The sequence below is a fragment of the Pedobacter sp. BS3 genome, from assembly GCF_008274585.1.
Classification (GTDB): Bacteria; Bacteroidota; Bacteroidia; order Sphingobacteriales; family Sphingobacteriaceae; genus Hufsiella_A.
In genome coordinates, this window is sequence record NZ_VTRT01000010.1 from 33394 (window position 1) to 47136 (window position 13743).

The following is a 13743-nucleotide window of genomic DNA, read 5'->3' on the forward strand; positions in this document are numbered from 1 at the left end:
ACCAGGAGCCATTTTAAGAATCTATAATTTATCTTAAATAGTTTTTTCAATGTCTATACGTACAAAACGCATCATGCAATGTATGGCTTTGCTGTTGATAACAGGGGCCATCGCAGTATTTTCTGCACAATCAGTCCGGGCTCAGGGACTTACCCTGTACACGCCGTACACTAAAATCTCGGTTCCGCCGGGCGAGTCGCTTGATTTTTCAATTGACGTCATTAACAACTCAAAAGCCGTTAAGCGGGCCGATATAGCCATTACAGGCTTGCCTAAAGGCTGGACGTACACCCTAAAATCCGGGGGCTGGACGGTAGAGCAGGTTTCGGTGCTGCCTAACGACAGGAAAAACCTGGCCTTGCAGGTGCAGGTTCCGTTTAAGGTGAATAAAGGCGCTTACCGCTTCTATGTTACAGCCCGGGGTATGGGCACATTGCCGCTAACGGTCATCATCTCCCGGCAGGGAACCTATCAAACTGATCTGACCACTACTCAGGCCAATATGGAGGGCGCAGCAAGCTCCACGTTTACTTTCAATGCCACATTACAAAACCGTACCGCCGGCAACCAGGTGTATGCGTTAAGTGCGCTGGCCCCCGAAGGCTGGAATATTGCCTTTAAGGCTAATTACAAGCAGGTATCATCTGTTAATATAGAAGCCAATAAAACCCAGGAGCTAACGATTGAAATTAAGCCGTCAGACCAGACAAAGGCCGGTACGTACAAAATTCCGGTACTGGCAAGCAGCGGCGGCACTTCGGCCCGGCTTGAGCTGGAAGTAACGGTTACCGGTTCTTACAGCATGGAGCTTACCACACCAAGCGGTTTACTAAGCACCGACGTCACTGCCGGCGATCATAAGCGGATAGAGCTCCAGGTGAAAAATACCGGCTCTGCCGATTTGAAGAATGTTGAATTAAAAGCTACCACTCCTGCAAACTGGGATGTGCAATTTGAGCCTGCAAAGGTCGAATCGATATCCGCCGGGCAATCGGCACAGGTATTTGCAACTATCAAAGCCGACAGGAAGGCTATTGCCGGCGATTATGTAACTGAAATGACCGCCTCCACACCCGAAACCTCGTCAAAGATTTCTGTAAGGGTCACTGTGGAAACCTCGCTGATATGGGGCTGGCTGGGCATTTTGATCGTTCTGATAGCGGCAGGAAGCGTTTATTATTTGTTCAGAAGATACGGAAGGAGGTAGGCCGTGGGCGAATCTGTTATTGAGCTGGTAGGCCTTACGAAACAATATGATTCACTAACGGCTGTAAACCATCTTAACCTGAATATCCGTAAAGGCGAAGTGTTTGGCCTTCTTGGCCCCAATGGTGCCGGAAAATCCACTACCATTTTAATGATGCTTGGCTTAACAGAACCTACTTCAGGGACGGTAAGGGTATGCGGTATTGACCCGCTGAAGCATCCGCTTGAGGTGAAACGGAAAGTGGGTTATATGCCGGATGATATCGGGTTTTACGAAAATTATTCAGGGTTGGATAACCTGCTGTACACTGCCGGTTTGAACCGGATACCCGTACGCGAAGCCGAGGAAAGAGCCATGCAGTTGCTTGAGCGTGTCGGCTTACGCGATGTGGCACATAAGAAGGCCGGAAAGTACTCCCGCGGTATGCGGCAACGGCTGGGGCTGGCGGATGTGCTGATCAAAGATCCGGAAATTATTATACTGGATGAGCCAACTTTGGGTATTGACCCGCAGGGGATACGTGAATTCCTGGAGCTGATCATTCAGCTGAGCAGTAAAGAAGGAATTACGGTATTGTTATCATCGCACCATCTGCACCACGTGCAGCAGGTATGCGATCGTGTAGGCATCTTTGTAGAAGGTAAGCTGCTTGCCGAAGGTGATGTTTCCAGCCTGTCGGCACAATTGTTTCCCGGCGAACCTTATGTCATTGAGGCGGGTGCTGTGCCGGGTTCCGGCACGACAGGCAATTGGCAGGCCGCTCTGGCAGATGCCTTGCAGCAACTGGATGGTGTAAGTTCTGTGCGTTACGAAGAGGATAAATTCAGGATCAGCTGTACGCATGATCTGAGTGCGGCTATATCCCGCTTTATTGTTGAAAAAGGTTATGACCTGGTTCACCTGAACCGCAAGACGTATGCGCTGGATGATATTTACCAGCGTTATTTTGAAGGAGGCAAAGCTCATGCATAAATTAACACAGTATATCAGCGCCTGGGATAGCATGGTGCAGCATATTAAGGATCGTTTGTTTCCTGGTAGTGTCAATGCTGTTCCATCCGCATTCCGGGTAATGGTAAGAAAAGAAGTCGCCGACCAGGTGCGCAGCTGGCGCTTCCTGGTATTGCTGTTCCTGATATTGCTAACCTGCTTTGGTTCATTATATACATCCATTACTAATTTACCGGAAGCATTAAAGCAGAACGATGCTGAAAAGGGGTTTCTTTTTCTGAAGCTGTTTACCGTATCCGACGGTACATTACCGCCCTTCCATGTATTTATCGGGTTTTTGGGCCCTCTGTTAGGTATAGCCATGGGATTTGATGCGGTTAACTCCGAGCAAAACCGGGGCACATTAAGCCGTATCATATCGCAGCCCATACACCGCGATTACCTGATCAATGCCAAGTTTGTTTCGGCATTGATTGTGATCAGCGTGCTGTTCTTTTCGCTGGGCTTTATGGTAATGGGACTGGGATTATTCATTATCGGTATCCCGCCATCAGCTTCAGAATTTTTAAGAATAATATGCTTTCTGTGCCTTAGTATATGCTACGTTGCATTCTGGCTTAATTTGTCTATCTTATTTTCCATCCGCTTTAAGCAGGCGGCAACATCAGCGCTTACTGCCATAGCCGTCTGGCTGTTCTTTACCATCTTTTACCAGATCATTATCAAGATGGTGGCCAGGGTAATGTTGCCCGATCCGGCTGCATCGCCCGAAGAAATTATGGGGTATCAGTCGTTCTTCATGAACCTGATGCGCCTGGTTCCGAGCCAGTTGTTTAGCGATGCTACCGTTACCTTGTTAATGCCATCGGTACGCAGCTTGGGGCCATTAACTATGGAACAGGTTTATGGCGCTATTCCAAGCCCGTTGCCGTTAGGGCAAAGTTTGCTTCTTGTGTGGCCTCAGCTTACCGGGCTTATTGCCGCTACTATTGCCTGCTTTGCCGGATCGTATTACTTGTTTATGCGGAGGGAGATCAGGGCAAGGTAAGATAGGATTGGGATACTGTAAAATCTGAATCGGGGATATGAAATGAACCATTGAGTTAGTGCTAAACTCAATGGTTTTATTTTTGTGTAAGGGCAAAAGTGGTAAGTATTGTGTTTCTTAGGTAAAGTTTAGTGGTAACGGTTCTTTAATATATCCCATGATTATGTGTTTTTAAAATATTTATCAATTAAAATGTTTGCTGGGGCTGTATTAATTACCATGAGTTGTCCGCTAAACAAAACAGCATTGAGCATTTTTGTGTAATGGTCAATTAGCTTTGTCTTTGCTGTAAATGAAACATAGCCAGTGCTATTTTGCGTCTTTTCTCCACTACGTGAAGTTACAAAATTTATATCTCCCCCACAAAAAAGTTAGAATCCATTATTCTGAAAAAGAATTGAACGCTGGTGAAAAAAATCGTTAAACTCATGCCAAAGTAAAATTCTTACAATCAGTATGATATATAACTCCTGAACTATTCCTTCCGGCCAGAAAAAGTTACTTTTGGTTATATTATGCATTACCCCAAAAGGTAGTAGCATGATTACTATTTAAACCGGCTTTTATGGAAGATAGAGACAAACCCATTGTTTATTCCTGCTCAGGATGTTCAAGCGCTGCCCAGTTGGCAAATTATGTTGCTGTTAAATTAGACCGTTCGGGCGAGGCAGAAATGTCGTGCATTGCCGGCGTTGGTGGAAATGTGAAGAACCTGGTGCGGGTAGCTACCTCAGGCAGAAAGATCATAGCCATAGATGGTTGTCCGTTGGCCTGTGTTAAAGCCAGTCTGGCCATGCATGGCGTTACGGCCACAGTGCATGTGCAGCTTGCCGAGATGGGCGTTAAGAAAAAACAGCACGAAGATTTTGACCTGGATGAGGCCCGGGAGGTAATGGAAAATATCAGAACAAAAGTTGCAGAACTAAAAGCCCGGGATTAGAGTGTGGTCTTAACGGTTTTAGCGGGATGCTATGGCGTATAAAGTTTAACATCCCGGTAAATAATAACAGGTTAGATGTCGGATAATAAAATTGCCATTACCGGTTGGGGGAGTATTTCGCCATTAGGCGATAATAGCGCCATTATCTGGGAGTGCTATTCAGACAACAGGAGCTATTTTTCAATCCGGGAATATTGCGGCACGGATACCTGGTGCGGTACTTTATCTGCTACAGATGCACTAAAAATTGATGCCCTGAGATTAGAAAAACCGGCGTATAAAAATCTTGATCCAAGCGTATTATATGCCATGTATGCATCAAGGGTCGCCGTATTAGCTGCCGGATGGAACAGTGATACCGCATTTGGCATCAATTTAGGCTCATCCAGGGGGGCAACCTCCTCTTTTGAAGAATATCACAGCCAGTTTATTCATAGCGGCAATAGCCAGGTACATCCATTAACATCTCCTGCAACCACGCTGGGAAATATTGCCAGCTGGGTAGCTGCCGATTTAGCGGCAAACGGGCCTGTAATTTCACATTCTATCACCTGTTCCACGGCACTTCACGCCATTCTGAACGCTGTAGCCTGGCTAAGATCAGGTTTGTGCAGCCGTTTCCTGGCCGGCGGAAGTGAAGCTGCACTAACCGCGTTTACCGTCGCACAAATGCGGGCGTTAAAAATTTATTCGTCGCTTGAAGATCAATATCCATGCCGCTCGATGGAGTCGGATAAAAAGCAAAATTCGATGATTTTAGGTGAAGGCGCTGCCAGCTTCTGCCTGGAGCTGAATGCAGATACTGCCCTGGCGTATATTACAGGGGTGGGTTACAGTACGGAGATGATCAGTCACGGGGCATCCATATCGGCAGAAGGGCTTTGTTTACAACGTGCTATGCAAATGGCCATAAAAAACCACGATCCGGATAGTGTTGATGTGCTTATTATGCATGCACCGGGCACGGTAAAAGGCGATGCATCAGAAATGAATGCAGTTGAGGCAGTTTTTGGTGCTAAAAAGCCATTATTAACATCCAATAAATGGAAGATCGGGCATACGTTTGGGGCATCGGGCGCTTTAAGCCTGGAAATGGCTTTGCTGATGCTGGAACACGATCGCTTTATACAACCACCTTATCTTGAACCGCAGGAACAGCGCTCTCCTTTAAAAAAGATCCTGATCAATGCGGTGGGCTTTGGCGGAAATGCAGTTAGTATCCTGGTAGAAAAATAAACTGTTATTGCATTCTTAAAGCATTAAAAATACTGCTGTACTCCGGGTTACCGGGATCGGTGTTTTTTAAAACCGAAGCATGTTCTAATGCTTGTAAAAGTTTGTTTTGCTTTAAGTATAAATAGGCTAATGCATAATGCAGGCTATTATCTTTGGGCCAAATATGCGCTCCCTTTTGTAAAATGGTTTCTGCTTTAATAATATCTGTTTGTAATAAAAGCAGGCCATAATTATAGTATAACCTGGGATTGTCAGATCCTGTCAGCATTGCTTTCTCAAAACAGGCCAGGGCATTGGGCCGGTCTCCCATTTCATTGTATAGAAGGGCCATGTTGAAATAGATCTGGCTATTTTTAGGCGTAATTTTAGCAGCAGTTTTTAATGTGCTCAATGCCAGTGCATTTTTTCCCTGCAGGTTGTATACCACGGCAAGATTTAACCGGGCAAGGTTCATCAGGCTGTCCTTTTTTAATCCGCGTAAATAAAACTTTTCGGCATTTGTATTGTCTTGCAGGCGCATATAATAATCGCCGAGCATTACATTCCCTGCGGCAAAATCGGCCTGGTTTCGCAGAAAGACCGATAGATCATTTTTGGCTGTTTTCAGGGCAGCATCATATCCTGGTGGGAGCTGATCGGGCGGAACGGTCAGGAACAGATCGGCTGCAGCAATACGTACGGCCCGTACCGGATCATTTAATAAAGGCGCTGCCGCATTTATCCAGTTCGGTGGCTCATAACTTGCCAGGCTTCTTAACGCCCTGTACCGTACCTGGGCGTCGCTGCTTTTTATGCAGGCAAGCAGGGCATTCAAACTCTTTTCTGAAGGAGTATTAGCCAGGTAAGATGCTGCCGTGGCTTTAATAATGGCAGGTATTGTTTTGCTATCTAACAGCTTTAATAAATGCGGTTCGGCATCAGGGCCCGGGTTACTTCCTGGAATAAGATCTTCTGAAAAATGGTATCTGCGGGTTTTGCCATACCACTTTTCTACTGTGCCGGCAGCCCATTGGCTGGATTTATCTGTATGGCAATTGTTGCATGAATTGGGCGTTCCGAATTTAACAGACAGATCGGGACGCGGTACCCGGAAACTATGGTCGTGCCTGTAATCATTACCCATATAGTATTTGCCGGGCATGTGGCAATTGACACATTTGGCTCCGGCGGTAGAGGCAGCGTGAAAGGTATGCGATAGGTCATTGTATTTTTGCTGATGGCATTGCAGGCACAGCTTGTTATCAATGAATAAAACTTTTTGAGAATGAGGCTCGTGGCAATTGCTGCACTTTACACCGGCCTGGAACATTTTACTTTGCAGAAAAGAAGTGTAAATGAAATCCTCATCCTTGATTTGTCCATCGGCATAAAAATTTTCTGTCGACGGAATATCCGGGATATAATTATCCAGGAGCCCGGTGGAAGCAAGCGGGGTATTGCTTATTACCGTACGGCGTGCATGGCATGGGGCGCAGGTGTTTATTTGAGTTAGCTGTGAAGTGTTTCCGGGCATTTCCAGTGCACTTCCCTTAATTTTATTTCCTGCTTTATAATCGTTGTTTATATAGTCAATATGATTTTTCCCTGCACCGTGACAGGCTTCGCAGCTTACGTTAATAGCACTGTAGGTTGTTTTATAGGTATCGCTTTCTATATCGTAATTCTTTTTCACGTTAGTGCTGTGGCAATCGGCGCAGGTGGTGTTCCAGTTTTGAGCATTTCCTGTCCAGTGCAGCCAGTCGCCGGCAGGTATTTGCTGACCTTTATACTGATGAAACCACTTGTTTTGCCTCGCATCCCAGCTGGCCCGGGTCACCTGCATTCTGCCTCCCGGGAATTCTACAAGATATTGCTGTAAGGGGTAAAATCCGAAGGTATATTTGATCTCAAAATCGTGATATTTGCCATCCCCGCCCTGTGTATGGATAAAAAAACGATCGCCTTTTTTAAAAAAACGCGAAGTAACACCATCGGCAGTGAGCACCGTATTGTTAAAGTTGCCCTTCACGGTAGAATCAGTTGCGGGCTGCATAGCCATAAAGTGATCAGAGCTTTGCCAGTGCTTGTATGCTATAGCATGGCATGATCTGCATGCTGCATCGCCTACAAACGCATTTTCTTCTTTAGAGGCTGTTGCTGATTGATCTGTATTGTGAGGTAAAAGAAACAAGTCGATCCCAATAGCCGCTAAGATGCAAAAGAAAGCAGCTATCACTAATTTATAACTTGTTTTCATAAATAATGACCATTTGCATGTTTAGGCTCATTCGCCCTCATAAATTACACCTGCTGTTGGTGTTTCTTTAAGCTCAATTTTTACTAATGACGGTAACCGGGGCTTGATCTTATTCCAGAGCCAGACAGAAAATAATTCTGTGGTTGGATTTTCTAATCCCGTGATATTATTTAAAAGGGTATGATCTACGCATTCGATCACAGGCTTTACTGCTTTCTTAAGATCATTATAATCTAAGATCCAGCCTTCCTTTTGGCTTATTTTACCTTCGGCAAATACCGTTAAATAATAAGTGTGCCCGTGTACAGATTTGCATTTATGTCCGTTGGGTACATAAGGTAAAAAATGAGCGGCATCAAAAGAAAACTGCTTGTATAAGAGCATAAAAAATATGTTAACGATGATGTAATTGTCTTTGCCAATATGTTTTGCCACCAAATACCGGCGTGTTATCTGTCATTTTTACAGAGTCGAGCTGTACACACCAAACCTTGCCCGCCCTGGCAACAGCAAGCGGATAAATTTTATGATAAAAACTATCGGGATGTACCGGTGGCAGAGAGCTACAGAGAATTGTGCCTGAGAACTGGAGTCCTTTAATTAAAGGCAATGAGATCTTTGCCGGCAGAATAGTTCCGGCTACCTTATGATTGTCTGCAAGTATTTTTGAGTGATAAGAATCGTCAGAAGATTTGAAGAATAATAAATGATGCTGCTCATCGAATGCGTAAAAGCAATTAAAGCAGTGAGGAACGGCATTATCGGCCACACAACAAAGCGTAGCTATTTTATTTGACCCGAAGAATTTTGTGATTGTTGGTTGCACTTTTTTGGTGTAAAAGTCTGCCTGGCGGGTAATTTTTAAAATGATAACGATCAGATCAGGGCGTGATCTGTATCACTATTGAGGCAGAACATATATGATGATCACGGCATCCGGAGTTAAAATGACGTAAAATACTTCCCGGCCTTTGATTTAACTTTTTACCTTTGGATTTCTTACATTAAATACTTTTATCATGCAACAATTAACAAATAAAGTAGCCCTCATTACCGGGGGAAGCAAGGGTATTGGCTATGGTGTTGCCGAAGCCTTGCTGAAAGAAAATATTAAAGTGGCCATTACCAGTCGCTCACAGCAGCATGCCGATGAGGCTGCCCGGCGTTTAAGCGTATTTGGCGAAGTGCTGGCTATTGGTGCCGACGTAAAAAACTGGGAATCGCAGCAACACGCGGTAAAACAAATTGTCGATAAATGGGGCCGGCTGGATTTTTTGATTGCTAATGCCGGGGTAGGGCATTTTGCTTCTATTGAAGAAATGGAGCCGGAAACCTGGCACGATACGATTGATACTAATCTTACCGGTGTGTTTTACAGCATTAAAGCGGCTTTAGCCGAGCTGAAAAAGAATAAAGGATATATTTTTACCATTTCGAGCCTGGCCGGTTGCAACTTTTTTGCCGGAGGGTCGGCGTACAATGCCAGTAAATTTGGTTTAACCGGATTTACACAGGCCGTTATGCTGGATCTAAGGCAATACGGCGTTAGGGTTGCTACCATTATGCCCGGCTCGGTGTCAACTTATTTTAATGATCACGAACCGGATGCCCAGGCAGATGCCTGGAAAATTCAGCCGGAAGATATGGGCCAATTACTGGTTGATCTGTTAAAGATGCACCCGCGAACGCTGCCCAGCAAGATTGAGATCAGGCCGGCGAAGACGTCGAATTAAAGCCTCATCCCTAACTCCGCCAGTTGGCGGAAGAAGGGAATTGGTCTGTGCTATTCGTCTTGTTTCTTGCGTCTATATTCTTGCTTGGCCTCACCCCCAGCTCCGCCAACTGGCGGAAGAGGGGATGGAGACATTGTCAACTCTCCATTGTCCTCTGTCAATTATTAAAGATTACTTCCGGACTTTCCAACTTTCGGACTAAAAAGCTATGAACCATGCAGACATTGTCAACTATCCATTATCCACTGTCAATTATTAAAGAGCCATTAACCATTCGTCACACCGTTCCATCATCTCAGCCTGTCGGCAGATTTTACCAGTTTTTCGTCGTGGCGGATTCCACGTATGGCGAGAATAATGAATAAAATAGATAAAGAGGGTAAGATGACACCAATACCGTAGTTCTGTAACTGGAGTTGTAAGCCGTTTAAGTACGCTTTTGCGGTTTGAACCAGCCAGAAGCTATAGGCGAGGATCAGCACAATAGTGATGTAGCTTAAGGTTAGCTGCTTCTTCCGGTTGCGGAAACTACCAAGAATAACCAATGGAACCAGGGCGATAATCACGGTTACAATAGTTAAGGGAATAAATTCCTGTAGTTTAATGTCCTCTTGCCCGGTGTGCTGATAAAGACCTGTAATACGTACGGTTTTTGCCAGTCCGTCGATATCTACAAACTGGATAAAGGGAAATAAAAAAAGGCAGAATAAGCTTAGTGAAGCCAGAATAAGCCAGATGGATTGAATGCGTTGTATCATAACGAGGGCAAGTTAAAAGTTAAAAGCCGAAAGTCAAAAGTTTATATAGTCCGAAAGACAGAAAAGACTGAAAGTAATGAGTGGGTTGTGCATTATAAAAAAACGATTTAAGTTCAATTCCTGCGAGTCGATAGCGCCAAGCTCCGGCTTGGTGATGTTACCTAAAAAGCCTCCGGGCTTTGTTGGACATTATACCGTAAGCAGCGTTTTGAACATTTCGTGGTAGAAAGTTCTTAAAACTTTCCTGCTATGTTAAGGTTCAGGTTATTCCTGTGTTCAATCCTGTGCTGAAACTTAAGGCAGGTCAGGTTGCTTTTTAGCTGATTTGCTATTCAGTTAATGAAAGAACGTTTCCATCAGGGTCTTTGAACCAGGCAACCTTTGAGCCATTGGGTGAGATCCAGATACCTAAGCTGTCCTGTTCAAAGAAGTCATAACGTTCGCAAAAGATGTTTTTGTCGTTGAGTTGCTTTATGACAGAAACAATGTTATTAACGTTCCAACCCAGGATGGTGAATGGATGTGGCTTGAACTCCCGGACAGTGGTAATACGCAGCAAAGTGCCGTTTGCATCAAATTCTAAAGCAAAATTGTCTTCCGACAATAATTTTAGCCCCAGAATATCTTTATAAAATAGTTTGGCTTCGTTTGGCTTTACCGTTGGTACAAACGCTTTAAGTTTTTGGTTGGCAAGCATAATTTAGTGTTAAGTAAAAAGTCAAAATCCAAAAGTTGAATGTAGTGAAAGCCTGACCTTTCGGGATAAAAATCGGTAATTCGTTTGAAATTAGGAATATATATATAGATTTTGGGGTCAGTTTAGAATATTTATTTTAGTTTATTTTCTGTCAGTTCAGTTTTGTGTTGGGAGCGCTAAGGCTCCGGCTGAAACTCTCCGGGCTTTATACCACCGCGTTCTGAACACTTTGGGTATAGGAAATTCTTAAAGCTTCCCTGCTATTGTAAGGCTTAAGTTATTCCTGCGCTCAATTCCTCTGCTGAAACTTAAGCCAGGTGGGGGAGAAATTCGCTTTATTCGATTTAAAGTTGCTTTGGGAAGGCTTTAAACGGATAGAGGAAGAAAATTAAATTCATTGGTTTTGAGGACTGTCGTTTGGCAGTCCTTTTAAATTATCAAGCTGCCAAGTCAGAATGATCGCCCAGAAACGTGTCTTATTTATATTACAGCATAGCGGCAGCTTTTCATTTTATCCTTTAGCGAAACTCTATATTTAAGCTTTAGGATTTTAGCAATCTTCTTGTCTTGAAATGTCCTAATACTATTCATTCTGTTTTTAAGAAAGTAGTCATAATAATTTTTGTCTCTTATTGCTTTTGCAATTTGCTTAATAGACGGGTATATATTATCATCATTTGAGTTTAGCTTAATTGCATTAGATGTTGCAACCAGGCAATCAAATTCCCTTAGCTGGTTCTTAAAAAGGTAATTTAGGTCAACGGTAAGTTGCCAATTATTATCAATTGATTTTAATTCATCTATTTCGCCAAATTTCTCAACGTCAGGTTGTCTTTGATTTCCAGTTAAATTGTCTTTTGTCGCTTTTACGAGATTATTCCATATCATAGCTATTTCATCCTTTGCGGTTTTGTTAATAAATGGATTGATTGAAATACAAACGGTTCCCCAACTTTTACAAATTCTGTCTTTAGAAATCCCCTCTGCTTGTGAAAGCAATCTCATTTGTCTAACAAATTCCTCTGTTGAGGTAATGTTTTGTTTGTAAGGAAGCACATATCCAAGCCCAAGACTTTCTTCCTTATTGATGCTATTGGAAAAAACCATTGAAAATGTTCCATTTCTGCTCTCCTCTGAAAGTCTGCCGTATCTTATTGGCAAAGGCACTTTTAATTTTTTGTCGAGCGCTAATTCTGATTGCCATTTCTTTCTAATTTCTGTCGGGTCCCAAAGCAAGGAACCAATTGTAATTGCTCCAACTTTTATATTCATATTTATGCTATGATGTGTCTGGTGAAATTACCGCTAACGAGCCGCGTATTGGCGATGGGCGGGATTTTTAGCACTAACCCTGATACGAAGAACGAAAGTCGAATTTTGCACTTTCGTTGATACGAAGCCGTTCAGCCCGCCTATTGCCAATACGATGTTGGCGGTTCGTTGTTTTTATCTTTTTGTTTCATTTTTTGTAGTGATTGACGATGATACCACACTTAAACGGTGTTGAGTTTACTGTTTTCAGGTTTGTCTGCTTTTGGAAAATAGGTAAACCTTGTCCTAATGCTACTGGGTTTGTTATCAAATGAAATTCGTCTATGAGGTCTGCGTTGATAAGCGAAGAAACAAGCGTTGCACCACCATAAACGATAATGTCTCCATTGTCTTGGTTTTTCAGTTTCGTGATTTCGTCAGCTAAATTGCCTTTTAGAATGGATACGTTTTCCCAACCGCCCGGGATTTCGGTTTCCGTTGTCAAAGTTCTGCTTGCTACAAACTTATTGGTGTTTACAATATGGTTGGCAAATTCAAATCTTGTGTCTGTCGGGTCTTGTGTTACTTGTTTCCAATGTGCGTTAAAACCTTCTTGTGCCATTTGACTGCTTATCAAAATGCTGTTAGCGGATTTGTTTAGATTTGTATGATAACTTTGCAGGTCTTTATCCCAATTCCAATTTGGTCCCCAATTCCAAATCATCCAATCTGTACCACCATTTTCGTCAGCGATATATCCGTCAATACTAATTTGTGTTTCAAGAATTAATTTGTTCATATTGTTATCTTGTCTGTTACTGTCGTCCGTTACTATGACTGCCAATGATGTTGGTAGTTCGTTGATTATTGTCTGTCCACAATGTAATTCAGTTCTGTTACTCCGTTATTAAATTGTCGTGTATTTACTAAGTTTAGCGAAGTTTTGTCTTTTATATCCACAAACAATGGAATGCCTTGTCCGAGAATAATTGGATTGACAAATAGCCAATAGCCGTCAATTAAATTCTGTTGCATAAGCGAATGTGTGGCTGTCGGGCTACCAAAAAGCAAGATTTCTTTACCGTCCTGCTGTTTTATTTCATTTATTTGGTCTGCAAGATTGTCGTTAATGATTGTCGTGTTATGCAATTTCGCTTCATTAAGTGTTTTTGACAAAACAACTTTGTGAGCTTTTTTATACCATTTTGAATGTTCAATGTCGTGTTTGGTTGCTGTTGGTTTGTCGCCTGCTGTCAGCCAATAACCTTGCATCATTTCATAAGTTTTTCGTCCGTATAATGCAGTTTCCGTTTTGCTTATACGATTGCCGACATAAGTAAAAATTTCTTCGTCTGCCTTTGCCCAATTGAGTTCTCCGCTTAGTCCTGCTACAAAACCGTCAAGCGATATGTGCATAAATGAAATTATTTTTCTCATACTTTATATTTCTGTTTATAATGTGTCCTTTGTTAATTGTTTTGTTGTGTCGTCCGTTACAATGACCGCCAACGTTTTGGGGCTTGGCGGTCGGTCGGGCATTTGAAAAACGTCAGATGACAACTGAAGCCAAATAAAGTTACAAAAGTTGAAGTTAAGAACTAAAAGTTGAACAGTGTTCCGTCAGCCGGAACAAAAGCTGATTAGCGAACTGAAGTTGAGGAGATATTCTTGTCCCCCCCGACTGCC

Annotated in this window: 14 protein-coding genes; 6 read left to right on the top strand and 8 right to left on the bottom strand. The window is 43.1% G+C overall.

Annotation, left to right across the window (positions count from 1 at the left end; translation table 11 throughout):
- The first annotated feature begins 49 nt into the window (after positions 1-49).
- The 5 genes from FW774_RS19160 to FW774_RS19180 all read left to right on the top strand — a co-directional run bounded on the left by FW774_RS19160 (position 50) and on the right by FW774_RS19180 (position 5382).
- On the top strand, positions 50-1207 hold the full coding sequence (locus FW774_RS19160) for an NEW3 domain-containing protein (RefSeq protein WP_197739895.1): 1158 nt from the start codon (positions 50-52) through the stop codon (positions 1205-1207).
- 3 nt (positions 1208-1210) lie between these two features.
- A complete protein-coding gene (locus tag FW774_RS19165; RefSeq protein ID WP_149349968.1) occupies positions 1211-2179 on the top strand; it encodes an ABC transporter ATP-binding protein in 969 nt (322 codons plus the stop codon).
- On the top strand, positions 2172-3206 hold the full coding sequence (locus FW774_RS19170) for an ABC transporter permease (protein WP_242457885.1): 1035 nt from the start codon (positions 2172-2174) through the stop codon (positions 3204-3206). Before FW774_RS19165 ends, FW774_RS19170 begins: the two co-directional genes overlap by 8 nt.
- Before the next feature lie 565 nt (positions 3207-3771).
- Positions 3772-4146 carry a putative zinc-binding protein gene (locus FW774_RS19175; RefSeq protein ID WP_149349969.1) on the top strand — a complete coding sequence of 125 codons (375 nt, stop codon included), beginning with the start codon at positions 3772-3774 and terminating at the stop codon, positions 4144-4146.
- Between the two features lie 75 nt (positions 4147-4221).
- A complete protein-coding gene (locus FW774_RS19180; RefSeq protein WP_149349971.1) occupies positions 4222-5382 on the top strand; it encodes a beta-ketoacyl synthase N-terminal-like domain-containing protein in 1161 nt (386 codons plus the stop codon).
- Positions 5383-5386: 4 nt separating this feature from the next.
- Here the strand turns inward: FW774_RS19180 and FW774_RS19185 are convergent, their stop codons facing one another.
- Genes FW774_RS19185 through FW774_RS19195 form a run of 3 tightly spaced genes read right to left on the bottom strand, consistent with a single transcriptional unit; the run spans position 5387 to position 8444 of the window.
- Positions 5387-7618, bottom strand: a complete 2232-nt coding sequence (locus tag FW774_RS19185; protein ID WP_149349973.1) for a tetratricopeptide repeat protein — start codon at positions 7616-7618, stop codon at positions 5387-5389.
- A 27-nt stretch (positions 7619-7645) separates the two neighbouring features.
- Positions 7646-8002 carry a 6-carboxytetrahydropterin synthase QueD gene (gene queD, locus FW774_RS19190; protein ID WP_149349975.1) on the bottom strand — a complete coding sequence of 119 codons (357 nt, stop codon included), beginning with the start codon at positions 8000-8002 and terminating at the stop codon, positions 7646-7648.
- Positions 8003-8012: 10 nt separating this feature from the next.
- Entirely contained in the window at positions 8013-8444 is a 432-nt protein-coding gene (locus tag FW774_RS19195; RefSeq protein WP_149349977.1) for a hypothetical protein, read from the bottom strand.
- A 193-nt stretch (positions 8445-8637) separates the two neighbouring features.
- Here FW774_RS19195 and FW774_RS19200 point away from each other — a divergent pair, with 193 nt between their 5' ends.
- Entirely contained in the window at positions 8638-9351 is a 714-nt protein-coding gene (locus tag FW774_RS19200) for an SDR family oxidoreductase (protein WP_149349979.1), read from the top strand.
- 290 nt (positions 9352-9641) lie between these two features.
- Here the strand turns inward: FW774_RS19200 and FW774_RS19205 are convergent, their stop codons facing one another.
- From FW774_RS19205 to FW774_RS19225, 5 genes are all read right to left on the bottom strand, one after another.
- Positions 9642-10109, bottom strand: a complete 468-nt coding sequence (locus FW774_RS19205; protein WP_149349981.1) for a DUF4293 domain-containing protein — start codon at positions 10107-10109, stop codon at positions 9642-9644.
- Positions 10110-10437: 328 nt separating this feature from the next.
- The gene (locus FW774_RS19210) at positions 10438-10806 is read right to left on the bottom strand and encodes a VOC family protein (protein WP_149349983.1); all 369 of its coding nucleotides are present in this window, start codon (positions 10804-10806) and stop codon (positions 10438-10440) included.
- Positions 10807-11286: 480 nt separating this feature from the next.
- Positions 11287-12078 (bottom strand): hypothetical protein, encoded by a 792-nt coding sequence (locus tag FW774_RS19215; RefSeq protein ID WP_149349985.1) that lies wholly within the window; start codon positions 12076-12078, stop codon positions 11287-11289.
- A 187-nt stretch (positions 12079-12265) separates the two neighbouring features.
- Entirely contained in the window at positions 12266-12856 is a 591-nt protein-coding gene (locus FW774_RS19220) for a dihydrofolate reductase family protein (protein ID WP_066209988.1), read from the bottom strand.
- Between the two features lie 65 nt (positions 12857-12921).
- On the bottom strand, positions 12922-13494 hold the full coding sequence (locus tag FW774_RS19225) for a dihydrofolate reductase family protein (protein WP_066209143.1): 573 nt from the start codon (positions 13492-13494) through the stop codon (positions 12922-12924).
- Positions 13495-13743: the final 249 nt, after the last annotated feature.